Annotated in this window: 23 protein-coding genes and 3 pseudogenes; 15 read left to right on the forward strand and 11 right to left on the reverse strand. The window is 25.2% G+C overall.

Annotated elements, in window-relative coordinates; genetic code table 4:
- The first annotated feature begins 339 nt into the window (after nucleotides 1–339).
- From ACXUB0_RS03680 to ACXUB0_RS03690, 3 genes and pseudogenes are all read left to right on the forward strand, one after another.
- Entirely contained in the window at nucleotides 340–1,317 is a 978-nt protein-coding gene (locus tag ACXUB0_RS03680) for a hypothetical protein (RefSeq protein ID WP_458257789.1), read from the forward strand.
- Between the two features lie 182 nt (nucleotides 1,318–1,499).
- Nucleotides 1,500–1,709 carry a hypothetical protein gene (locus tag ACXUB0_RS03685; protein WP_458257790.1) on the forward strand — a complete coding sequence of 70 codons (210 nt, stop codon included), beginning with the start codon at nucleotides 1,500–1,502 and terminating at the stop codon, nucleotides 1,707–1,709.
- A gap of 199 nt (nucleotides 1,710–1,908) precedes the next feature.
- Nucleotides 1,909–3,147 (forward strand): annotated as a pseudogene (locus ACXUB0_RS03690) (IS256 family transposase).
- Between the two features lie 137 nt (nucleotides 3,148–3,284).
- On the opposite strand, the gene lpdA reads toward ACXUB0_RS03690, so the two are convergent.
- From lpdA to ACXUB0_RS03730, 8 genes and pseudogenes are all read right to left on the reverse strand, one after another.
- Nucleotides 3,285–4,781, reverse strand: coding sequence for a dihydrolipoyl dehydrogenase (gene lpdA, locus ACXUB0_RS03695; RefSeq protein ID WP_458257791.1), 1,497 nt, complete (start codon nucleotides 4,779–4,781; stop codon nucleotides 3,285–3,287).
- A 16-nt stretch (nucleotides 4,782–4,797) separates the two neighbouring features.
- Complete coding sequence (locus ACXUB0_RS03700; RefSeq protein WP_252320586.1) at nucleotides 4,798–6,099, reverse strand: dihydrolipoamide acetyltransferase family protein; 1,302 nt, start codon at nucleotides 6,097–6,099, stop codon at nucleotides 4,798–4,800.
- A gap of 30 nt (nucleotides 6,100–6,129) precedes the next feature.
- A complete protein-coding gene (locus tag ACXUB0_RS03705) occupies nucleotides 6,130–7,170 on the reverse strand; it encodes an alpha-ketoacid dehydrogenase subunit beta (RefSeq protein ID WP_458257792.1) in 1,041 nt (346 codons plus the stop codon).
- A 2-nt stretch (nucleotides 7,171–7,172) separates the two neighbouring features.
- A complete protein-coding gene (locus tag ACXUB0_RS03710) occupies nucleotides 7,173–8,330 on the reverse strand; it encodes a thiamine pyrophosphate-dependent enzyme (protein WP_458257793.1) in 1,158 nt (385 codons plus the stop codon).
- Between the two features lie 596 nt (nucleotides 8,331–8,926).
- A pseudogene (locus ACXUB0_RS03715) lies at nucleotides 8,927–9,250 on the reverse strand (ISNCY family transposase); the annotation flags it as partial.
- A 9-nt stretch (nucleotides 9,251–9,259) separates the two neighbouring features.
- Nucleotides 9,260–10,049, reverse strand: a protein-coding gene (locus ACXUB0_RS03720; protein WP_458257794.1) for an IS5 family transposase whose coding sequence is annotated in 2 segments (ribosomal slippage) — nucleotides 9,260–9,787 and nucleotides 9,789–10,049 — 789 coding nt in all. Because the reading frame shifts where the segments join, the coding sequence is not laid out codon by codon here.
- Between the two features lie 288 nt (nucleotides 10,050–10,337).
- Entirely contained in the window at nucleotides 10,338–10,769 is a 432-nt protein-coding gene (gene msrB / locus ACXUB0_RS03725) for a peptide-methionine (R)-S-oxide reductase MsrB (protein WP_458257795.1), read from the reverse strand.
- Nucleotides 10,770–10,798: 29 nt separating this feature from the next.
- Nucleotides 10,799–11,718 (reverse strand): annotated as a pseudogene (locus tag ACXUB0_RS03730) (oxidoreductase).
- Nucleotides 11,719–11,824: 106 nt separating this feature from the next.
- On the opposite strand from ACXUB0_RS03730, the gene ACXUB0_RS03735 reads away from it, so the two are divergent.
- The 4 genes from ACXUB0_RS03735 (at nucleotide 11,825) to ACXUB0_RS03750 (ending at nucleotide 14,317) form a co-directional block, all read left to right on the forward strand.
- A complete protein-coding gene (locus tag ACXUB0_RS03735; RefSeq protein ID WP_353306568.1) occupies nucleotides 11,825–12,103 on the forward strand; it encodes a transposase in 279 nt (92 codons plus the stop codon).
- 41 nt (nucleotides 12,104–12,144) lie between these two features.
- Nucleotides 12,145–12,369, forward strand: a complete 225-nt coding sequence (locus tag ACXUB0_RS03740) for an IS3 family transposase (RefSeq protein ID WP_458257796.1) — start codon at nucleotides 12,145–12,147, stop codon at nucleotides 12,367–12,369.
- A 79-nt stretch (nucleotides 12,370–12,448) separates the two neighbouring features.
- Nucleotides 12,449–13,687: an IS256 family transposase gene (locus tag ACXUB0_RS03745; protein ID WP_458257797.1), complete on the forward strand. Its 1,239-nt coding sequence runs from the start codon at nucleotides 12,449–12,451 to the stop codon at nucleotides 13,685–13,687.
- 159 nt (nucleotides 13,688–13,846) lie between these two features.
- Nucleotides 13,847–14,317 carry a transposase gene (locus ACXUB0_RS03750; RefSeq protein ID WP_458258789.1) on the forward strand — a complete coding sequence of 157 codons (471 nt, stop codon included), beginning with the start codon at nucleotides 13,847–13,849 and terminating at the stop codon, nucleotides 14,315–14,317.
- A gap of 2 nt (nucleotides 14,318–14,319) precedes the next feature.
- On the opposite strand, the gene ACXUB0_RS03755 is transcribed toward ACXUB0_RS03750, so the two are convergent.
- The 3 genes from ACXUB0_RS03755 to ACXUB0_RS03765 all read right to left on the reverse strand — a co-directional run bounded on the left by ACXUB0_RS03755 (nucleotide 14,320) and on the right by ACXUB0_RS03765 (nucleotide 15,815).
- Nucleotides 14,320–14,613 carry a hypothetical protein gene (locus ACXUB0_RS03755; protein WP_458257798.1) on the reverse strand — a complete coding sequence of 98 codons (294 nt, stop codon included), beginning with the start codon at nucleotides 14,611–14,613 and terminating at the stop codon, nucleotides 14,320–14,322.
- Nucleotides 14,570–15,040 carry a hypothetical protein gene (locus ACXUB0_RS03760; RefSeq protein ID WP_458257799.1) on the reverse strand — a complete coding sequence of 157 codons (471 nt, stop codon included), beginning with the start codon at nucleotides 15,038–15,040 and terminating at the stop codon, nucleotides 14,570–14,572. The genes ACXUB0_RS03755 and ACXUB0_RS03760 overlap by 44 nt, the downstream gene beginning before the upstream one ends.
- A gap of 256 nt (nucleotides 15,041–15,296) precedes the next feature.
- On the reverse strand, nucleotides 15,297–15,815 hold the full coding sequence (locus ACXUB0_RS03765; RefSeq protein ID WP_458257673.1) for a hypothetical protein: 519 nt from the start codon (nucleotides 15,813–15,815) through the stop codon (nucleotides 15,297–15,299).
- Between the two features lie 997 nt (nucleotides 15,816–16,812).
- On the opposite strand from ACXUB0_RS03765, the gene obgE reads away from it, so the two are divergent.
- From obgE to ACXUB0_RS03805, 8 genes are all read left to right on the forward strand, one after another.
- Nucleotides 16,813–18,099, forward strand: coding sequence for a GTPase ObgE (obgE, locus tag ACXUB0_RS03770; protein ID WP_458257800.1), 1,287 nt, complete (start codon nucleotides 16,813–16,815; stop codon nucleotides 18,097–18,099).
- Nucleotides 18,100–18,123: 24 nt separating this feature from the next.
- Nucleotides 18,124–19,215, forward strand: a complete 1,092-nt coding sequence (locus ACXUB0_RS03775) for a DNA recombination protein RmuC (protein ID WP_458257801.1) — start codon at nucleotides 18,124–18,126, stop codon at nucleotides 19,213–19,215.
- A 2-nt stretch (nucleotides 19,216–19,217) separates the two neighbouring features.
- Nucleotides 19,218–19,964, forward strand: a complete 747-nt coding sequence (gene nadE, locus ACXUB0_RS03780; protein WP_458257802.1) for an NAD(+) synthase — start codon at nucleotides 19,218–19,220, stop codon at nucleotides 19,962–19,964.
- A 12-nt stretch (nucleotides 19,965–19,976) separates the two neighbouring features.
- Nucleotides 19,977–20,699: a YebC/PmpR family DNA-binding transcriptional regulator gene (locus ACXUB0_RS03785; RefSeq protein ID WP_458257803.1), complete on the forward strand. Its 723-nt coding sequence runs from the start codon at nucleotides 19,977–19,979 to the stop codon at nucleotides 20,697–20,699.
- Nucleotides 20,700–20,897: 198 nt separating this feature from the next.
- A protein-coding gene (locus tag ACXUB0_RS03790) for an IS3 family transposase (RefSeq protein ID WP_458257804.1) occupies nucleotides 20,898–22,018 on the forward strand; the annotation gives its coding sequence in 2 pieces (ribosomal slippage) (nucleotides 20,898–21,174 and nucleotides 21,174–22,018; 1,122 coding nt in all).
- Nucleotides 22,019–22,838: 820 nt separating this feature from the next.
- Nucleotides 22,839–23,570 (forward strand): hypothetical protein, encoded by a 732-nt coding sequence (locus ACXUB0_RS03795; RefSeq protein WP_458257805.1) that lies wholly within the window; start codon nucleotides 22,839–22,841, stop codon nucleotides 23,568–23,570.
- 145 nt (nucleotides 23,571–23,715) lie between these two features.
- Nucleotides 23,716–24,900: a hypothetical protein gene (locus tag ACXUB0_RS03800; protein ID WP_458257806.1), complete on the forward strand. Its 1,185-nt coding sequence runs from the start codon at nucleotides 23,716–23,718 to the stop codon at nucleotides 24,898–24,900.
- Nucleotides 24,851–25,024 carry a hypothetical protein gene (locus ACXUB0_RS03805; RefSeq protein WP_458257807.1) on the forward strand — a complete coding sequence of 58 codons (174 nt, stop codon included), beginning with the start codon at nucleotides 24,851–24,853 and terminating at the stop codon, nucleotides 25,022–25,024. Before ACXUB0_RS03800 ends, ACXUB0_RS03805 begins: the two co-directional genes overlap by 50 nt.
- The last annotated feature ends 32 nt before the right edge of the window (nucleotides 25,025–25,056 follow it).

A 25,056-nucleotide genomic window follows, 5' to 3' on the forward strand; every position in this document is an offset into this window, starting at 1 on the left:
GCCAAATAATGTTAATTAATATAACAACTAATAATTGCATCATTAAAATAGAGGTTTTTATTTCAATGTTTCATTGATGCAAACTTAACTATTGAACAAAAAAATACATCTGATTATCTAATGATTTAAAAAATTTTTAAATATTTTTTCAAGTGATTTAAAAATCTAAAGTTAATAGTCATTTTTTAACTTGTTTAAAAAAAATATTAAAATTGGTAATTTTTACTAAAATTTAAAAAAGTCATTTATAATGATAGAATATTAAAGAAGATAGTTGACCTTAAAACACTTTTTAATTAAATTATTAAAACTACAAAAAAGAAAGTTAGGTGCCAAATAATGTTAATTAACAAAACAGCTGATGAGTGTATCATTGAAACTGGCGGTGCTTTATTCCAATGTTTCGTTGATACAAATTTAACTGTTGATCAAAAAAAAATGTGTATAAATTGAATTGTTTTATTTTTAAACTATCAAGATGCAGTTATTCTTTGTGATGAAGAAAAAATTAATAGTTTACAAAAAGAACTTTCAGAAACATTCACAACAGATTATTATAAAAATGCTTTAAAAGAATTTAATAATGCAAATCTTATATATAAAAAAACTATACTTACCAATTTTAAAAACGTATGTTTGGAAAATACTTCACAAGATATTATTAATATTATCACTCAATTCCATCAGTCATTTATTAAAACAATAGATGAACATAAAAAATCACTTACCTTTTTGAATTTAAATAAAATATATGAAAATCTTTTATTATTATTTTTTATAATTAACTACCATTTAGGCTATCAATTTAAACAGGAATTAATTCCAATCATTAGAAGTTTCACTAATATGATTAAAATTCCTATTTATATTGAACAAAATGATAGTCATGTTAAAATGTTATTAATGAAAAAAATTTTGCAAGATAATGAACAATTATTTGAAGATCTCGAATTAATTCAATTGAGAAATTTTATTCATAGTTTAGATGATATATTTGCTAATGGTCTTAATATTAGTAGTGCTATTGAAAAATTAATATTAACTAGACCACATAAAATAAAACATTCAATGAATATGTTATTTAAAAAACACGGTATTAAACTACAAGAAATACTTTGAAAAAATAATAAAGAAAGTAATCCTACCATTGGTAATATGATTATGCACTTATTTGCTTATGAAACATATTATGTGCAAAGAAATCACAACTATGAAACATATGAACAACTAGTATTAAATAATGTTTTAACAGATCCTCTTTTTCAAAAAATATTTATTGAATATAAAACAAAAAATCAAATTAATAAGGTTATTTAAAAATAATGATTACTTTAATTTTTTACTTAGAAAATTAAAGTATTTTTTTTACACTTTTTTTATTTATAGATCATATATAAATATTTTTAAATATCATTATAAAATTAACTTGTCACTACTATTGGTTTTTTACCCAAAGTGACATAATTAACATTTTTTATCTCGAAAGGAACAATAATAAAATGTCAACAAATAAATATGATTTTGATATTGAAAAAGATAAAAATTGAGAACAAGCAGTAAAATGTAAAGAAAATATTTTTATTAAATGCCGAACAGAAAAAAATACTATTATATGCAAATCATTAGAAGATAAAGATAAAACAGAAATGCAACAAAATGAAGTAAAAACATTTCAAACACTATTTAAAAAAAAGAACGTCAGAAAATAATAATTTATGTAATGAAAATTTAGAAAATATACAATTTGAACAAATAACTACATGAAATAAATATTTACAAAAAGAAATTAACAGTAATACCACTAATTATTTTTTTTGATAAAAAGGTAATGTTTAGTAATCTGTGTAACTTACAAAAATAACTATGTTTAATTAATTCTATAATAAACCTAGAAAGAGTGAATTACAGATGGCTAAAAAGCAAAATATTAATAATAATGATCCAATATCAAAAGCAGTAGATTTATTATTAGAAAATACTGAAGATTTAACAACAGTTTTTAAAGAGGGAGGTTTGTATAAATAATTAACAAAAAGATTAGTAGAAAAAATGTTGAATTCTGAGATGCAAAATTATTTAGGATATGATAAGAATCAACATAGTAATAGTGACAATGCTCGTAATGGTATAAGTTCAAAAAAATTAATAACTCAACAAGGTAAAATTGAGATTGATGTACCACGAGATCGCAATAGTAATTTTAATCCTTTAATAATTGCAAAAAGACAAAGAAGATTTGATGGTTTTGATCAACAAGTTCTTTCTTTATATGCAAAAGGTATGACATTATCAGATATTAGAATGCAATTACAAGAGTTATATCATGGTGCTGATATTAGTGAAAGTGTTATTAGTCAAATTACTGATGATGTTATTGATGATGTAAAAGCATGGCAAAATCGACCATTAGATAGTATTTATCCGATTGTTTATTTTGATTGCATAGTAGTTAAAATACGACAAGATAAACGCATTATTAACAAATCTGTGTATATAGCTTTAGGAGTTGATTTAGAAGGTAAAAAAGATGTTTTAGGTTTATGAATTAGTGAAAATGAAGGTTCTAAATTTTGATTAGCCAATTTCACAGAAATGAAAAATCGAGGCTTAAATGATATTCTTATTGCTTGTAGTGATAATTTAACAGGAATGTCAGAAGCAATACAATCAGTTTATCCTAAAACAGAACATCAATTATGCATCGTTCATCAAATTAGAAATAGTTTGAAATATGTCTCATATAAGCATAGAAAATCTCTAGTTGCAGATTTAAAACCAATTTATACTGCATGTAGTGAAGAACAAGCAATGCAGGCTTTAGAAACATTTGAAAATAAGTGAAATAAACAATATCCTCAAATTGCTAAATCTTGATATAAAAATTGAGAAAATTTAATAGTTTTTATTAGTTATCCAACAGAAATTAAAAGAGTAATTTATACCACAAATGCTATTGAATCTGTTAATAGTCAATTACGAAAAGTTATCAGAAATAAAAAAGTTTTTCCTAATGATATGGAAGAATTGAAAATATTTTATTTAGCAATTGAAAATATAACAAAAAAATGAACAATGCCCATTCAAAATTGAAATACAGCAATTGCTCATTTTATGATAAAATTTGAAGATAGAATTAATCTTAACTAGTACTTTGTAAAACAAAGATACACAGATTTCTAAAAAGCCTCGATAAAAAAAGAAGAAACAATACTTTTTAATCAATATTATATTAATTTTACAATAAAAATGTACCTTTAAATTTTTAGGTACATTTTTATTATTTTCTATTTTTTATTAACTTTGTATCATTCTAATTCTAAATCTTGTGCAACATCCATAACTACTTCTGACATTGTTGGATGTGGATGACAAGAAGAGGCTAATTCAACAATAGTACCTTCCGTTTGCATAATATTAACAATTTCAGCAATTATATCAGTAGCCGTTGAACATAAAATATGAGCACCTAGGATTTCTCCATATTTTTTATCAATAATTATTTTAACAAAACCATCAGTCTCATCATCAGCCAATGCCTTACCATTAATAGTAAATGATATTTTCTTCATCAAATATTCTTTACCTAAAGATTTACATTCAATTTCAGTTAAACCAACACTTGCCACTTCAGGGAATGAATAAATACAACTAGGCATTTTATTATAATCTACTTCTTGCTCTTTCAATGGCTGATTATCAGCATCCGTTCTACCTTCTTTAACTAAAATATTATTAAGTGCTGCTAATCCTTGTGTTGACGCAACGTGAGCAAGCATTCTTTGACCATTAGCATCTCCAATTACATATATATTATCAATAACATTATTGTTAGCATCTAAAGCTTCCAATTTATTATTTACGGCAAATGCTTGATTAGGCTTAATTTGAATTCCCAAATTAGTAAAACCTTCAGTAATTGGCGTTCTTCCAGTACTTAATAAAAAATAGTCGCTAGTTACTGTTAATGGTTTTTTATGTTCTTTATCGGTTGCAGCATAATAAGTTAAAGTTTTATCCTTTAATTCATTAACACTATGACCAGTAATAATATTAACACCATTTTTTTCAAGAATTTTAGTTAAAGTTGTACTAATATCTTCATCTAGTAATGCTAAAATACGATCTAAATATTCAATAATAGTAACTTTAGTACCAAGTGTACTAAATAAACAAGCAAACTCAATTCCAATAACACCACCACCAATAATAGTTAGTGTTTTTGGAACTTCTTTTAAAGAAAGAATTTCAGTCGAAGTTAATAATGTTTGGTTTGTTTTTAAATCTTTTTCACTTAAACCTTGTGGACCATTAGGATTATCAAACATTTTTACTTTTGAACCAGTAGCAATTATCATATATTTAGTAGTATATTTCTTTTCTTTACCGTCTTTAGCTTTCACTAAAATCGTATTTTTATCAATAGCACTTCCAGTTCCTAATAATTGTTCAACTTTATTAGATTTCATTAAAAAGCCAACACCACCAGTTAAACCTTTAACAACACCAGCTTTACGATCTTGCATTACTTTTCAATTAATTTCAATATTTTTTTTATCTTTAATAGCAACACCATATTTATCAGCATTTTCAATATAATGAAAAACTTTTGCGCCCTTTAGTAACGTCTTAGTAGGAATACATCCAACATTTAAACAGACTCCACCTCAGTTATCTTTTTCAACAATTGCAGTTTTTAAACCCATCTTTGCTGCTCGAGCCGCTGTTACATAACCACCAGGACCTGCCCCGATAATTATTAAATCAAAATCATAGTTAGACATCTTTTACATTTTCTCCTTAAGCTAAAATTAATGTTGGATTTTCTAATAACTCTTTAAGTCGAGAAAGGAAATAACCAGCAGGTGCACCATCAATAACACGATGATCAATTGAAAGTGATAATGGAAAGAACTTATGTTCAACAATTTTACCATCAGCAATAATTAGTTTTTTTTGCATCATTCCTAGACCCAGAATTGCTACTTCTGGATAATTAATAACTGGTGTTCCCATTTCAATTCCTGCTGAACCAAAATTAGTAATAGTAAATGATCCACCTTGCATTTCATCACCTTTTAATAGCCCCTTACGAGCTTTATCACCCAATGAATTAACTTGTCTTGCTATTTCAAATAATGAAAGTTGATCAGCATTTTTAATAACAGGAACTACTAAACCCTTTTCAGTATCAGCTGCCATACCAATGTTATAATATTTTTTAACAAGAATTTCATTATTAGCCATGTTCAAAGTTGAATTAAGTAATTTAAATCGTTCTTCTTTTAACGCTTTAGCAACAGCCTTTACAAAGAATGGCATAAATGTTAATTTAGCACTACCATCTGGATCTTTTTCCGCTGGTTCTTTTAAAGTTGCACGTAATTGTACTAAGTTTTCAGCATCAACATTAATCATTAAACTAACATGTGGTGCTGTATAAACTGATAATGACATTTGATTAGCAACAGCCTTACGAATTCCTGATAATGGTAAATGTTCAACATTACCAAAACTTTCGATTTTAGTAACATTAATACCTTGTGAACTAATAGTTGTAGCAGAAACTGAAGATATTGAATTAATAGGTGTTGTTGATGCAGTAGCACTAGTTGTTGTACCACCATTCTTGGCATTTAATAAATCATCTTTTAAAATTCTACCACGAGGACCAGTTCCTTTAATTGTTCCCATATCAACACCTAAGTCACGAGCCATTCTACGTGCTAATGGTGTTGCTAATACTTTACCCGTTTGTTGAATAGGTTGCACATTTTGTTTTGGTAATTCAACTGGTGATACTGTAGATGTACTAGCAACTGATTCAGATTTTGGTGAAGAATTTGTTGATGAAGGACTTTTATTATCACTAATTGTCCCACCAAACTCAACAATAACAGCACCTGACTTAATACTATCTCCTTCTTTAACAAGAATCTTAGAAACTTTACCATCTGCTTCGGCTTTAATACTATCTGAAGCTTTATCTGCTTCGATATCAACAACATTATCACCTTTTTTTACATTATCTCCAACTTTAACATGAATTTGAGTTACAGTAACTTCATCGATTCCATCCATATCTTTAAACTTCAATTCCATCTTTTCACTTTCCTTTCTTTAAACAACTAACTAAACTGGATAATTCATCATTAGTTTAACTTTTTCCATAATTTTATCTGGACTAATTATAAATCATTTTTCACCTTTAGACAGTGGAACAGTAATATCATAACCCGTTAATCTTGTTGGAGGACATTCTAAATATTCAAAACACTTTTCATTAACAACGGTAATAATTTCTGAGGCAACTGAAAATGAACGAACCGCTTCTGAAACAACTAATAATCTTCCTGTTTTTTTAACAGAATTAACAACTGTTTCTTCATCTCATGGTTGTAATGTTTGTAAATCAATTAATTCAATTTTAAAATTTTCTTTTTCTTCTAAAATTTTAACAGCAGCTTCACAATCATAAACTTTTGAACCATAAGTTATAATCGTTAAATCAGGTTTTTCTTCAGCCTTATATTCTTTAAGAACTTTAGCTTTACCAAGAACAGCCACTTCATAAGCATCACTAACTTCTTCTCTAACATCATATGTATAATTATTGCTAGTATAACTATTGAAATAAGTTCCTAAACATTCTAAAACAATAACAGGATCTGGACTTTCAATTGCTGCCAATAATAATTTTTTAGTATCATTAGGTTTTGAAGTCATAACTACTTTTAAACCTGGAATATGACAAAATAAAGCTTCAATTGCTTCTGAATGATGCTCCAAAGCACCATTATTACCATTATTTCAATCATATGAAGGCATACGTACTACCATTGGACAAGTGAATCTACCACGAGAACGATTTCTCATTCGTGCAGCATGACATAACAATTGTTGAAAAGCAGGGAAAGCAAATCCTGAAAATTGCATTTCAATAATTGGATTTAAACCATTAATTGCCATTCCAACGGCACTACCAGCAATAACTGCTTCAGCAATTGGTGCATCAAAACAACGATTAACGCCAAATTTTGCTTGTAAACCTTTAGTTGCTCGAAAAACACCACCAACATTACCGGCATCTTCACCATAAACAACAACATTAGGATTTTTTTTCATTGCTAATTCTAAGGCTAAAGTAATAGCTTGCACATTATTTCTTTTCATAATTATTTTTTCTCTCCTTCATTGAAGAAAGCTTTTGCTTCTGCTTTTTGTTCTATTAATTGTGGTGTTAATTTTTCATATGTATAATCAAATATTTCATCAATTGAAACACTTTCATTTTTTAATGCTCAAGTAATTGCATCATTAACCTTTTTAGTAATTTTTTTATCTAATTCTGCTTGTTTGTTGTCATCTCAAAGTTTAATTGATTTTAAATATTCTCTAATACGATCGATTGGATCTTTTTTTAATCATTCTTGTTCAATTTTATAATCTTCAGCAGAAAAATAATCTTTTTTAATATCAAAAGCAGAATGCGCATTTTGACGATAAGTAACAGCTTCAATTAATGAAGGACCCTTACCTTTTTTTGCTCTTTCAATTGCTTCTTGTGTAGCATAATAAACAGCAAAAAAATCATTACCATCAACACGAATATTAGGTACACCAAATGCTGTTCCTTTTTGTGCAAAAGTTCGACTCATTGTTGCTTTAGCAGTTGGTGTATCTAATGATCACTGATTATTTTCAACAAAGAAAACAACAGATAATTTATGAATAGCAGCAAAATTAATTGCTTCAGAAAACTCACCTTCAGAAGTACCACCATCACCAATCGTAGTAATAACAATTCCTTTATCTTTTTTATATTTTTCAGCAAAAGCAATACCTGTTGCATGTGAATATTGAGTAGCAATTGGAATATTAACTGGTAAAATATTAACACCTTTCGGCATTTGACTTCCCATTTCATTTCCTAATCAATATTGAATTACTTTTTCAACTGGATATCCAGCAGTAATTCATGCTGCATTATTACGATAAGCTGGTACTAATCAATCAATACCTGGTCGTAAGCAACTAGCATAAGCAACTTCAACACCTTCTTGACCTTTTGAAGATAAAAAGTTAATAACTTTTCCGATTACTTTTGGAATTCCATTTACTAATTTAACTTGTCCTTTTTCATCTTTTTCATAGTTTAATTCCATTTGCATTTGTTCTTGTATTCGTGAAAAACACATGTTTTCATATGCTTTTAATAAAACCTTACTATCAAATTTTTTTAAATAATCAACAAAATTAGGATTAATTGCTCCTTTTTCATTTAATATTTGAAAAATTTCTTTTTGGGGATTATCAAATTTCTCAACTCACATTTAAATTTTCCTCCTAAATATTTTAGTTAATTGCAGTTACACTTTTAATTATACTAATTTTTAAAATAATGAATGAACATACTTTTTCATTATACTACTAATAATTGTTGGTTCAAGATAATTTGTACTAAAATATTAATTTATCTGCGGTTTTATTAATATACTATTTTTTTTATTTCCTATTATCATGTAAAAATGAAAAATATATTCTAACAATAAACAAAACAGAAAAAATAATTTAAATCATAATATCATTGTTTATTTATTTTTTACAACATAAAGTCCTAATAAAATTAGGACTTTATAATAAAATTTATAATCATAAAACATTATCAAGATAATAAATATACAATAAAAATATTTTTATTTAATGTAAGAACCTGTTTGGAATCTTTTAAACATAATTAAACTAAAAAAGGGAATAATTATTTCTAACCTGACAGTTAATTAACATTTTATTTTCTTTGTCATTTTTTTTGTTAAAAAGATTTTATCATTTGACAACTTATCGATTAAAAATTTATTTTTCAACTATAAAATAACATTTATGATATTAATTTAATCAAAAATAAGTTAAAAAAGATCCTAAACAGGTTCTTATATCCAAAAACTGTTCTGTTATCAGTATAAAATGCTTTTGGTATGCCATATTTAGTTAAAATTTGATAAAAGACATTATAATAACCATCTAATGTTTCTTGATGATCAAATCATAGCCCGACAATATTGCTTGTAGCATCATCAATTGCAGCATGTAAAAATGCTTTTGGTTTATCATTACCAAATCAATGATGATTACTTGCATCCATTTGAATTAATTCACCAAAATTTGTTCTACGATTTCTTGTTGGATGTAAGTTATTTTTCTTATTTTTATGTTTTTTTGGTGAAGTGAGTTTTTCTTTAATTAATATAGTATAAGAACCTGTTTAAAATCTTTTTAATAAAATTGAAATAAAGGAAAGAACAACCATTTGTAAGCTAGTATTTAATTTTCTTTCACAATTTTTTCATAATCTTCTGCATTTTTCTAATCATGCAAAACTTCGTTCTACAACTCATCTTTTTGGCAATAATACAAAAGAATGTAATTCATTACGTTTGATAACTTCAACATTTGCATTTATGATTGTTTTGATTTTAAAAGCAAATTTTTCACCAGTATAACCAGCATCTACTAGTATTTTTTGAACTTTAGATAAATTTTCTTTTTCATTTTCAATCATTATTATAGCACTGTTACGATCTGTTTTTTCTGCTGTGGTTATGTAAATTGTATGTGGTAAACCTTGAGAATCAACAGCAATATGAAGCTTTATTCCTGAAATTTTTTTACCAGCATCATAACCTTTATTTTTAGCAGTATCTGTGTTCTTAACACTTTGTGAATCAATTATACAAAAACTAGTTTGTTCTTTTCTACCATTATTGATACGAACTTTTCTAACTAATTTTTTTTAAAATTACTTGTCAAGTGCTAGGTTCTTTATCACTATTTTTACTTAAAATTTGAAAATAATAATATACAGTTTGTCATTTTGGAAAATTTTTTGGTAACATTCTTCATTGACATCCACTTTTTAATACATATAAAACTGCACAAAATACTTCATATAAATCTAAATTTCTTGGTTTTGTTTTCTTTTTGCTATTTTCTAAAATTGATCTTATGTTCTCAAATTGTTCTTTAGTAACATGACTTGGATAATTTTTATGCATATATACCCCTTATCTTAAAATATATAGTCATTTTACGTTATTTTATAAAAGATTCCAAACAGGTTCTTAGAACCTGTTTGGAATCTTTTAAACATAATTAAACTAAAAAAGGGAATAATTATTTCTAACCTGACAGTTAATTAACATTTTATTTTCTTTGTCATTTTTTTGTTAAAAAGATTTTATCATTTGACAACTTATCGATTAAAAATTTATTTTTCAACTATAAAATAACATTTATGATATTAATTTAATCAAAAATAAGTTAAAAAAGATCCTAAACAGGTTCTAAGATAAATATTCTTCATATCCTTCTGTAATCATTTCTGATAACGGAATAAAACGTAAAACTGCTGAATTAATACAATAGCGTAAACCGCCTTCTTTTTGTGGACCATCCTTAAAAACATACCCTAAATGAATATCAGTTTTTTTAGAACGTACTTCAGTACGCTGCAACATTAGGTTAGTATTATCTTCCTTTTTAAGGATAACTATTTCACTAATTGGTCTTGTAAAACTTGGTCAGCCATGACCAAAATTACATTTATCTGATGATGCAAATAATGGTTCACCTGATAAAATATCGACATAAATTCCCTTTTCCTTATTATCTCAATATTTATTTTTAAAAGGAAGTTCCGTTACTGAATTTATAATGACCTCATATTGTAAAGTAGTTAACTCATTAATAGTTTTAATTTTTCATTTTTGTTTCATATTTTTATTACCTTTTTCTAAACAAAATATTAATTTTTAGTTGAATAATTATTTTCTAACTTTCTTAACTCATCCCTAGTATCTTTAGGTAAACTTTCACCATAATCCATAAGTTTAACCATTTCCTTAAAAGCAGCTTTAGGAATAGCTAATTTTTCAATATCTTTTTCAGTAATATGTAAATTAATTTTATCAATTTGCATAGTTTTTATTTTTCTAACAAAATCAGGTTCGGCTACAAAAACAGAAGATAATCCTATCATATCTCCATATTCTAAGGCTTCTAAACATTTATCAGGACTATTTATACCACCACTAACAATAACAGGAATACGTTGATTAATGTGTTGATAAACAACTTTATTCACTAATTGATTAAAATATTCCCCCTGAGATTGAATTTTATATTTATATATATTTCTTCCCCAACTAGCTAGTGCTAAATAATCAATTTTAATGTTTATTAATACTTGATCCATGAATTGTAAAAAATCTTCAATTGGATAACCTATTTCTTGACCTCTAGTTTCTTCAGCTGTAGCTCGATATCCTAAAATAAAATTTTCACTAGCATGCTTATCAATTGTTTCTCTTACTGCTTGTAAAATTTCTAATCCCAAACGTGAACGATTTTCTAAATTTTGATTACCATAAATGTCATTTCTTTGATTACTAATTACTGAAAAAAAGCTTGAATTAAAAGTTTTTGTGCTGAAGAAATTTCGACACCATCAAAACCAGCTTCAATAGCCCTTAAGGTAGCTTTTTGATAATCTTTAATTAATTCTTTGATTTGCTTAATACTCAGTTCTTGAACTTCATGTGGAAAAGGATACATAAAAGATTGCTTAGAAGGTCCAACTACATAACCTAAACGATTTAAACTAATTATAGAAAAACGACCTGAATGTGCTAACTGTAAAATATCTTTTGCACCTTTTGATTTCATAGCATTAGCAACTTGTTTTAATGAATCAATTGGATGGGTTACACTTTATTGGACACTAATTACGTAGACAAGTGAACAAATTAGTGAAAAGAAAGGAAGTATAATTATGGCCAATATTAACTCATATTCAGATGAATTTAAAAAACAAATAGTAGCTTTATATCAAAGCGGTAAGTCAGTGTCTTGTCTTGCTAAAGAGTACAATGTTACAAGAGCAGCTACTTATAATTGAATTAAGCAATTTACTAATTCAGGTAGTTTTAAAACTAAAGATAATCGTTCTGTTGAAGAAAATGAATTAATTAAATTAAGAAAAGAATTAAAACAATTAAGAATGGAAAATGATATTTTAAAGCAAGCAGCACTAATAATAGGCAGAAAGTAGAAATTATTGCTAAAAATAAAGTTAAATATAAAATTCGCACAATGTGTCGTTTTTTGAAAATATCTAAATCAACATATTATTTTAACTTAAAGAAAAAAGAAAATAAAATCAAAAATAATATGTATGATGAAGCTGTTATTAGTGCTTTTAAAGAAAATAAAGAAGTTTATGGTACTAGAAGATTAAAAAAAATTTTAGAAAACCAAGAAATTTATTTATCAAGAAGAAAAATTAAAGAAATTATGAATAAGCATAATTTAAGGTAATGTTTAGTAATCTGTGTAACTTACAAAAATAACTATGTTTAATTAATTCTATAATAAACCTAGAAAGAGTGAATTACAGATGGCTAAAAAGCAAAATATTAATAATAATGATCCAATATCAAAAGCAGTAGATTTATTATTAGAAAATACTGAAGATTTAACAACAGTTTTTAAAGAGGGAGGTTTGTATAAAGAATTAACAAAAAGATTAGTAGAAAAAATGTTGAATTCTGAGATGCAAAATTATTTAGGATATGATAAGAATCAACATAGTAATAGTGACAATGCTCGTAATGGTATAAGTTCAAAAAAATTAATAACTCAACAAGGTAAAATTGAGATTGATGTACCACGAGATCGCAATAGTAATTTTAATCCTTTAATAATTGCAAAAAGACAAAGAAGATTTGATGGTTTTGATCAACAAGTTCTTTCTTTATATGCAAAAGGTATGACATTATCAGATATTAGAATGCAATTACAAGAGTTATATCATGGTGCTGATATTAGTGAAAGTGTTATTAGTCAAATTACTGATGATGTTATTGATGATGTAAAAGCATGGCAAAATCGACCATTAGATAGTATTTATCCGATTGTTTATTTTGATTGCATAGTAGTTAAAATACGACAAGATAAACGCATTATTAACAAATCTGTGTATATAGCTTTAGGAGTTGATTTAGAAGGTAAAAAAGATGTTTTAGGCTTATGAATTAGTGAAAATGAAGGTTCTAAATTTTGATTAGCCAATTTCACAGAAATGAAAAATCGAGGCTTAAATGATATTCTTATTGCTTGTAGTGATAATTTAACAGGAATGTCAGAAGCAATACAATCAGTTTATCCTAAAACAGAACATCAATTATGCATCGTTCATCAAATTAGAAATAGTTTGAAATATGTCTCATATAAGCATAGAAAATCTCTAGTTGCAGATTTAAAACCAATTTATACTGCATGTAGTGAAGAACAAGCAATGCAGGCTTTAGAAACATTTGAAAATAAGTGAAATAAACAATATCCTCAAATTGCTAAATCTTGATATAAAAATTGAGAAAATTTGATAGTTTTTATTAGTTATCCAACAGAAATTAAAAGAGTAATTTATACCACAAATGCTATTGAATCTGTTAATAGTCAATTACGAAAAGTTATCAGAAATAAAAAAGTTTTTCCTAATGATATGGAAGAATTGAAAATATTTTATTTAGCAATTGAAAATATAACAAAAAAATGAACAATGCCCATTCAAAATTGAAATACAGCAATTGCTCATTTTATGATAAAATTTGAAGATAGAATTAATCTTAACTAGTACTTTGTAAAACAAAGATACACAGATTTCTAAAAAGCCTCTAATTTAATATCAAAATACACTAAATTATCATTCAAAAATCATCATAATAAAGTCAATAATAGTCAAATAACCAATCTTGTTAATAGAAACTTTAATAATAGGGTTAAAAATGAAGTTATTGTTAGTGATTTAACTTACGTTCAAGTTAATGGTAAATGAAACTATATTTGCCTATTAATAGACCTATTTAACCGAGAAATTATTGGACATAGTGTTGGAGTTAAAAAAGATGCATTACTAGTATATCAAGCATTTATGCAATCAAATCGCTGTTTAAAAGATATCCAAATATTTCATAGTGATCGAGGTAATGAATTTAACAATAAAATTATTAATAATCTTTTATTAGCATTCAATATTACTCGATCTTTAAGCAAAAAAGGTTGTCCTTATGATAATGCTGTTGCTGAAGCAACTTTTAAAACTTTCAAAACTGAATTTATTAATGATAAAAATTTTACATCATTAATCCAATTAAAATTAGAATTATTTGATTATATCAATTGATACAACAACATAAGAATCCACAGCACTTTAAACTACTTAACTCCTATCAAATATCAAGAACAAGTGTCTACCAAAAAATAGTCCTAAAAAGTGTTGCCATTCCATCATTTAACGTTAATTGAACAAAATGCACGATTTTTAGGAATATTTAAAGTATTAAAGATTTCACCAGTTACTATAATTTCATCTTTTTTGTTTAATAAAATACATCGATTATAAAGTTTTGGGTTGTTAAAAATTAAAGTAACATAGTTTAATCCATTTCATTGACCACGAACACTATAATATAATCCTTTATTACCTTTTTCGTAATATTTTGTTTCAATAGTGTTACTAAGTTTTACTGTTAATTTGACATAATTGGCTTTCTCTTTCATTTTTATAATTCCTTAAATAATATTGAATGTGCTTATATGCATCATGTTCATGTTTTGTAAATTTTATATTTCCTTTATAATTTTCTATTTTAATTTTATTTTTTGGTTCGCTTTCTTGAAATTCTCAATTCATAACGTCTTCTACTAATACCATTAATGCACCAATAATTTTAGGCGTTGCTAATGGATTAGTTAATAATTGTTTTGAAGTTAAAAAGAAATTTTCTACAATAACTAATATTTTTTTATCAAAAAATTGTTCTTTAATTATTGATAGTATTCTTTTATAACAATTTTTACTTTCAAAAACATGTGTTGTGTTGAATGTTTCCATATAAATAATCATATTTGTTTCATTTGAATATATAACAATTCCATTATTACCAATACCAGCGGGGTCAATTCCAATAATTAAGTAATATTGCATTATTAATCAAAGTCTCCATTTTCAATTAATTCCTTTAAAATAAATAAAGTTACATCAGTTCTACGTTCTGGTTCTAATTTAATTAAATTATTAATATGATTAATTAATTTTTCTTTATTCATATTTATACCTCCTACTTAACCTAATATTTAAAATACAGTCATAACAAATTGCTTTACTATTTTTATCTCTTAAAAAATATTTTATTGTTTTTATATCATTAGTATTAAAGAATAAATAATCTAATTTATTTTGTTTACATGTTCAACAAAAATACTTTTTCATTATGAGTTGAAATTTCCTTATATGAAGTGACTATATAATTAATTGGTAAATCATCATGTTTATATGGATTATTTATTTTAAAACCTTTTCTGTTTTCTTCTCACGTAATGTTATATTTAAAACAAGGATTAGTAATTTTAGTTTTGTTATCTGTTATTTCACCCATAAATCAACTATTATGCTGTTCATAAAATGCTAATGGTTCAAGTTTTATATCATTAAGATAATATTCTTTTGGAGTAGTTGGTTTATTAACAGTTATTTTTTGGTCTTTAATATATGGTTCTAATAATTTTATTAATTCATTACCACTTAATTCTCTTTTAATATTTTCTAAATTAAAAACTCAATATGTATAACTGTTATCAACAATAAAAGAATTATTTTTAATCATTCATTTTGGAAGCGATAATTTATATTCAACATAATCAATAAGAATAGATTGTGGTTTATCTTTAACAATTTGTTCTTTTTTAAATTCTATTTGCATAATAATCCTTTCCTATGCTTCTAGCATAAAGAACATATATTTTGATTTTTAGATTATTAATAATACTACTATTCGTTTTATTCATTCCATGAAAACTGGGCTCAAAAATAAATTATGAAATTTTAAAAAAACATTGAGGCATTCGATTCAATATTTATTTAATTTGCGTTTAGCAAATTAATATTTTAATTGAACCGGCACCGCTCAATTTTTTTTACAAGTTTGAAATTTATTTTCTCGCCCAAAAAATTTTTTAAAAAAAATAAAAAATAAAACCAACACTTGCTCACTGGGGAGTGGCAAGGTTGGTTAAATAAAGAATAGAATTAATACAATAGGTCCCTACAACAGGTCTATATATACTAGTTTCCAATTCGCTCCCACCCCAAGAATTACCATTAATGGTTAGTATATTTTATTAGGTATCACTCCACTTTTTATTTATCCATGCAAGTCCACATGCTAGCTACTATTTTTAAAAACTGTGTTGTAGTTCACTTTTTTAGTTCCCTAACACGTGTTGATAATAGCGTTAAAGACGGTTATTAAAAATTTTAAAATTTTACAATTACAAAAAAAGACAAGATTTTTATTCTCGTCTTTTATCATTTATTTTTAATTTAAGGGTTTAAAAAAGAAAGGAGCTATTTTTAAAACTTTTTAGTTACCGACATCTTCGCCACGCTCCCAATTAAATAAAAAAACTATTGATTTGATTTTAAGAAAATTAATAAAAACACCTATAAGTTTTATTTTAATATATAATTTTTCATATATGAAAATAACTTAAATGATATTTAACATTAAAAAAACATTTTTTTAATTTTCATAAAGGAAAAATAGTTTACAAAAAATATTAACTAGATATAGTAAATTATTATTTTTTTAACAATAATATCTGTATACTAAAATTATATGAAAAATAAAATAGTATTTTACACAAAAATGTTAACACTATATAATAAGAATTATTTTTAATATAAAAAAGGAGTAAGAAATGCGTTTTATAGATGTAACAAAATTAAAAGTTACTGCCGGCAAAGGCGGTGATGGTGTTGTTGCTTTTCGTCGTGAACTTTATGTAGCCAAAGGTGGTCCATCTGGTGGAGATGGAGGAAGAGGCGGTAATATTATCTTTATTGGTGATTCAGGTATAAATACTCTATTAGACTTACGTAAAAATAAAGAGATAACTGCTGAAGATGGTAAAAATGGTGCACCCAAAAATATGCATGGACGTAAAGGAACCAATACTTATGTAAAAGTTCCATTAGGTACTATTATTAGAGATAACAAAACTCAAAATATTCTTGGTGATATTATTAAAGATAAACAAGAAATAATAATTGCTGCCGGTGGTCTTGGTGGACGAGGAAATGCTCGTTTTGCTTCGGCAATAAATCGAGTACCTAAAATATGTGAAAAAGGAATGCCTGGACAACATTTTGAAATAATTTGTGAGTTGAAATTATTGGCCAATGCCGGATTAGTTGGGTTGCCTAACGCCGGTAAATCAACATTATTAGGAGCTATTTCTGCTTCAACTCCAACAGTTGCTGATTATCCTTTTACTACTCTTAATCCACATTTAGGTGTTGTTAGAGTTGATAAAAATAATAATTTTGTTATGGCGGATTTGCCTGGATTAATAGCAGGAGCTAGTTTAGGAAAAGGACTAGGTTTACAGTTTTTGCGTCATATTGAACGTTGTCAAGTTTTAGTACATATGATTGATATTAGTGATAAGACTCAAGATCATTTTTTAAATTATCAATTAATTATGAGTGAATTAGAAAGTTATAATAAAGATTTGACAAAAAAACCGCATTTAATTGTTGCAAATAAAATTGATTTACCAGATGCACAAACTAATTTAGAGAAATTAAAAGAACAAATTAAATTACCAATACTTGCAATTTCTGCTATGAAACATATTAGTTTGGATATATTAATTAAAGATATTGCTAAAGCCGTTGAAAAAGAACAACTGCACCAAGTTAATAATAATGAAAATAATGAAGAACATATTCTTTATGAACATATTAATAAAGAAGAAGTTCCACAAGTTATTATTACTAAATTTGCAAATAATCAATGAACTATTTCTGGTAAAACCGTTGAAGTAATATATCAAAAAAATCCTTTAAATAATTATCATAATATTTTATTATTTAAAATTAAATTACAAGATTTAGGAATTTATGATGAATTAAGAAAGCAAGGAATAAAAAAAGGTGATCATGTTAAGATTTTTAATTATGATATGATTTGAGAAGAAGAATAAAAAAAGGGCAAAGGAAAATAGGAAATGGAAATAGTAATTAGTTTATTGGTAGTTATTTTAATTATTAGTAGTATTGGTGGCTTAATAATTTATATGCAAATTAAAAAAAGTCAGAATGTTACTAGCGACCCAATTGCACAAGACTTTTTAAAAATGCAAGTAGAAACTTTAAAAGAACAATTAAATGATTTTAAAACATCATGAAATGGTTCGGATCGTGATAAAACCGAAAAATTAATTAATTTAATGAGTAATATTGATAATTTTCAAAAAAATTTAGATAAAAAAGAAGATGATTATAAACGCAATGCTGATGTCATTCAAAGACAAGTAGTAGATGTTATTAAAGATTTAGCAAAGTTACAAGAATCATCAACTGTTTTAGGAAAAATTAATGATAATATTCAAAGTTTACAAGAAGTTTTTATTAATACTAAAAAACGTGGTAATGTTGGTGAATTTGTTTTAGAAAAAATTTTGACTAATATGTTGGGTTCAAATCAAAAATTATGAGAACGACAATATAAAACAATTGATGGCAAAGTTGTTGATGCCTATGTAAAAACAGATTCTGAAAAAGAAGGAATTGCTATTGATTCAAAGTTTTCAATTGATAACTATCAAAGGTATTTAGTAAGTGAAGATATTAAAGTTAAAGAAAATTATTTAAAAGATTTTCGTAATGATATTCGTAAACGAATTGATGAAGTTGGAAAATATATTAATATTAAAAATAAGATTTCTAGCGCAGTAATGTTTATTCCTTCTGAAGAAATATTTACTTTTATTTACGGACAATTTGCTGATGATATTGTTGAATATGCTTTTAAGAAACGTGTTTGAATTACCTCTCCTACTACTTTATCTGCTGTTTTATTTACAGTTGATAAAAATCGTAAAGATATTGATTTTAATAAAAATTTAGAAAAAATGGCAAAAAAATTACGTTTATTCAAAGATGATTTTGATCGTTGGGTTGATAGATGAGAAAAAGTTAAGGCTGGTTTTGATACAACTAATAAAGCCATTGAAACTTTAGATAAAACCCATAATAAAATTGCTGGACATTATAACAATATTTTTGAAATGTCTGAAGAAATAAAAGAGAGTGAATAATTATGAATTTAGAACAATATTTAGATGAAATTATTAAATTTTTACAAAGTGAAGTAAAAAAAGCAAATGCCAAAGGTTTAATTGTTGGTTTAAGTGGTGGTGTTGACTCAGCAGTAGTAGCATTATTGATTAAAAAAGCTTTTCCTAATGATCATTTAGCATTAATTATGCCTTGTTTTTCACCAGATATTGATTTAGAATATGCAAATAATTTAGTTAATATTCATAAATTAAATGCCAAAGTAGTTAATTTAAATAATGTTTTTTTAAGTTTTAAAAAAACATTAGAAACTGAAATTAATATAGAAAAATCAAAATTAATTTTAGGCAATTTAAAAGCTAGATTAAGAATGAATGCTCTTTATGCATATGCACAAAATCATAATTATTTAGTTGTAGGAACAGATAATAGTGATGAATGACACATTGGTTATTTTACTAAATATGGTGATGGTGGTGTTGATTTATTACCAATTATTCATTTGTTAAAAAAAGATGTTTTTGCTGCAGCAAAGATATTAAAAGTTAGTGAAGAGATCATTATTCGTAAGCCAACTGCTGGTTTATGAGATGAACAAACTGATGAAATGGAAATGCAATTTAAGTATGAACAATTAGATCAATATTTACTAGGAAATAAATCATTAATACCATCATCAGTAATTAATAAAATTGAATTTATGCATCAGAATAGTGCACACAAAAGAATACCTGTACCGCAAGCTCCGAAATGAACAAGAAAAAAATAAAGGAATGAGAATATGGCTGGACATTCACAATATGCAAATATTAAACATCGTAAAGATGCCCAAGATAACAAACGTGGTAAAATTTTTCAAAAATTATCAAGAGAAATTTATGTTGCTGTTAAATTAGGTGGTGCAAATGTTGAAAATAATCCGCGATTGAAATTAATGTTAGAAAAAGCACGACGTATAAATATGCCAAAGGATAATATTAATCGTGCTATTAATAAAGCTAGTAATGAAAATGAAACAACTAATTATGAAGCAGTCACTTATGAAGGATATGGACCAAGTAATATTGCCATAATTATTCATTGTTTAACTGATAATAAAAATCGAACTGCAAGTAATATTCGAAGTTATTTTAATAAATTGGGTGGTCATTTAGCTGCTACTAATTCTGTTCGATATTTATTTCAAACAACGGGGGTAATTCAATTTTCAAGTTTATTATCAGTTGAAGAAATTTTGGAGTTAATAATTGATTTTGAAATTTTTAATATTGAAAAAAAAGAAGATATCATTGATATTGAAGTTAATCCTAAACAGTTAAATGCTGTAACTAATTTATTAGAAAAAAATAATATTAATGATTTTATTACTAACGAAATTGTTAATATTCCCCATGAATTGATTACCATTACTGATCAACAACAAATTAAATTAATTGATATATTGTTAGAAACAATTGAAAATGATGATGATGTGCTTTCAATTGAACATAATTTTAAAAAATAAAAAGGTTTATTTTTCTTTTTCATCTAATTAATAGTAAGAATAGAAAAGGAGGAATAAGTGATGGATGAATATTTTTAGGTATTATTAAAGAATTTTATGAAAATAAAATTATTTTTGAATGTTGGATGGGTTACACTTTATTGGACACTAATTACGTAGACAAGTGAACAAATTAGTGAAAAGAAAGGAAGTATAATTATGGCCAATATTAACTCATATTCAGATGAATTTAAAAAACAAATAGTAGCTTTATATCAAAGCGGTAAGTCAGTGTCTTGTCTTGCTAAAGAGTACAATGTTACAATAGCAGCTACTTATAATTGAATTAAGCAATTTACTAATTCAGACAGGTTTAAAACTAAAGATAATCGTTCTGTTGAAGAAAATGAATTAATTAAATTAAGAAAAGAATTAAAACAATTAAGAATGGAAAATGATATTTTAAAGCAAGCAGCACTAATAATAGGCAGAAAGTAGAAATTATTGCTAAAAATAAAGTTAAATATAAAATTCGCACAATGTGTCGTTTTTTGAAAATATCTAAATCAACATATTATTTTAACTTAAAGAAAAAAGAAAATAAAATCAAAAATAATATGTATGATGAAGCTGTTATTAGTGCTTTTAAAGAAAATAAAGAAGTTTATGGTACTAGAAGATTAAAAAAAATTTTAGAAAACCAAGAAATTTATTTATCACGCAGAAAAATTAAAGAAATTATGAATAAGCATAATTTAATATCAAAATACACTAAATTATCATTCAAAAATCATCATAATAAAGTCAATAATAGTCAAATAACCAATCTTGTTAATAGAAACTTTAATAATAGGGTTAAAAATGAAGTTATTGTTAGTGATTTAACTTACGTTCAAGTTAATGGTAAATGAAACTATATTTGCCTATTAATAGACCTATTTAACCGCGAAATTATTGGACATAGTGTTGGAGTTAAAAAAGATGCATTACTAGTATATCAAGCATTTATGCAATCAAATCGCTGTTTAAAAGATATCCAAATATTTCATAGTGATCGAGGTAATGAATTTAACAATAAAATTATTAATAATCTTTTATTAGCATTCAATATTACTCGATCTTTAAGCAAAAAAGGTTGTCCTTATGACAATGCTGTTGATGAAGCAACTTTTAAAACTTTCAAAACTGAATTTATTAATGATAAAAATTTTACATCATTAATCCAATTAAAATTAGAATTATTTGATTATATCAATTGATACAACAACATAAGAATCCACAGCACTTTAAACTACTTAACTCCTATCAAATATCAAGAACAAGTGTCTACCAAAAAATAGTCCAATAAAGTGTAACCCATCCAGAATTTTAAATACCGGAACGATTTACTATAACAATAAAAAGAAAGAATTTAGTGGTGGCAGTAATTCTTATCCTGAACGTGGAAAAATTAATTTAATTGGTGATATAGAAGAAATATATCAATATCAAGGAATAGATACACCAACTGAATTTATAGCAGAAGAAAATACTGAACGTGATTATTATACAAAACTAGAAACTAATAATTTATTAGATAAAAAGCAAAATAAATTAACTGCTGGTGAAAATATTAAAATTGATGAAAAAACTAATACTATTAGTGCTACTGGTGGTAGTGGTGAATCATTATGAGAATACGACCCAAATAGTTCAAATATTTTACAACCAAAAATAAAAGGTGATGTAAAACATCTAATAACATCCAATAATACTAGAATTGTTGATATAGCAGACCCTATACAACAACAAGATGCTATTAATTTAAGAACTTTAGATAAAAAAATAGAAGATACAAAATCACAATTTCCAATTGCTTTTCAAATAAATGCTGTTAGTAAAGAAATTCCTAATTTAGAAACTAAAGATAAAACTATTGCTGGTGCTATTAATGAAATAAATAAAAAAAATACAATAGAAAATTTAAAAGATGTTATTATTAATAATAAAGATGATAAAGATAGTACTACAAGATTAGTTAATGATGTTATTAAAACTAATGTTGGAGGTAAAACTTTAATTTATAGAAATAATCCAGTTATAACTGATGATTTAGATATTCCAAATAAGAAATATATAGATGATAAAATAAAAGATTTTAAAATTGGTAAATGAAAAGAAGTGGGAACAGTTAGTAGTGATAAAACAAATATTACTTATAATTTTATAAGAGATAAAAGATATAAAGTTTATTATAATTGGGGTCAATCTACTAGTCCAAATGTTATTAAAGAATTTATATTTGACGCTTCAAATAATAATTATTTAGAAAGTTTTATTGAAGAAAATAATAAAATAAGTATTCTTTGATTGCAAGATAATAAAATTTTTATTGCTCAAAAAGGTCGTAATTATGGTTTTGTTAGTAAATTAGAAGAATATCAAGAAGAAAATACTTATCAAATTAATAGTAAAACATTAGATATTATTGCTCCTGAAAAAATTGATATAGAAAAACCTTTAAAAATTAATTGATATAGTTTAGAAACTAATGAAATTAGAGAAAATGAATGAGATATTGAATTAAAAAATAATCCAACACCAAGTATTCCACAATGAAAAGAAGTAGGAACTAAGCAAGATAATAAAACTATTAATTATAATTTTATTAAAAATAAAAGATATCGTATTTATTATAATTATTGTGTTACTAGTGATAATACAGAATATTCATGAATATGTAAACAATTTATATATAGTAAAAGTAAAATACAAGAATGTTTAGAGTATTTTATGGATACGGATAGTAATCATACTTGATTAATAATAAATCAAAATATTATAAGTATGATGACAAGACCATATCCTTTTAGTTTTGGTAATTTATGAAAATTAGAAGAATTGCAGGAATAATATTATGTTTTTTAAAATTATAAAAATTATTTTAGGTTTAATTGGAGTTCTTTTGTCATCAGCAACAGCAGGTTTAATTATATTTATTATATTAAAAATTGTATTAAAAATTAATCAAATATTTTAAAAAAAGGTGGTGAATATTATGTTAGGTAGATTTTTAAGAAAAGATAAAAGTACACATGCTTCTATTTTAAGTTATTTTGGTTTTAATGATTTTAATCATGAAACATATTTTACTGATTTTGTAGCAGAAAATAATGCTAATTTATATAATGCTCCACTAGATATTAACAATGAAACTATTAAGCAGTATTTAATTCAACAAGAATTTTATAGAAAAAATTGAAATTCTATTTTTAAATTAAGTAAATTGGGAATTAGTGGTTATTTAATTTTTATTGCAAATGATGACTTATATTTTCAAGTAGTTGATATACAACAAAGAGTTTATGATATTACTGGTAAATTAATTCAATGTACTATTTTTTATGATAGTTATGAACAAAATGCACAAATTGTAAGATTATTTGAAATTTATACATTAAATAATGAACAAGTAACTATTAATCGTGCAATTTATAGTGTTAATGATAGTAAAAAGCAATTTCCACTAGATTTTAAATCGTTCATTAATAACCCTAATTTAGCACAAGAACAAACACTAAATATTAACTATATACCAATAGCAATTATGAGAAATAAAGCAAATGAGCTAGCAGATTGTAATAAAGTAATGGATAAAATTAAAGCATTAGATGTTATTTATGAACAAATTGTTTTAGATACTATTTTAAACTCACCCAAATTTATTTTTAATTCAGCTTATGGTAATGTAAAAGATTTATTAGAAAATGCTGTAAGAATATTAGTTACTAAAAATTATATATTTAAAAGTGGTGGAAATAATAACGAACAAAATGAAAATATCAATATGACAAATAGCAACTTTAAAGGTAAAAATTTAACTGATATATATGATTGAAATGTTAATGAAATATTTAAACGTTGTGGAATTCATATACCAAGTCAAAAGAAATCTGCACAACAATCAGTACCCGAAAGTACAGCAGTAAATATTTCAACTATTAACTATATTGAACAAAAATTATGACAATTTAATATTGATATTCTTAAATTTATTCAAATATTAGTACGTTTAGATAAAGATTTATTAAATAGTAAAACATTAAATATTAATGATGAACAAGAAATTAATAACTTAACAGTTAAATTAAAATTATTTAATCCCGAAAATAACCAATTAATAGGAGAGAACAATGGAAAACAACAACAAACCACAAACGAAGTTTCCACAGAAACAAACTAAACTTAATCAAGCAGAAGTAGAAAATGATTATTTAATTGATAATATTCCTTATGATTTTACTAATCTTATGAGTAGCAAAGGTGAGACCCTGAGCTTAAAAGAGCATATGATGAATTTAAACTAAGAACTTTATATATTTATGAAATTGAACGTTTA

Source organism: Spiroplasma endosymbiont of Dactylopius coccus (genome assembly GCF_977110965.1).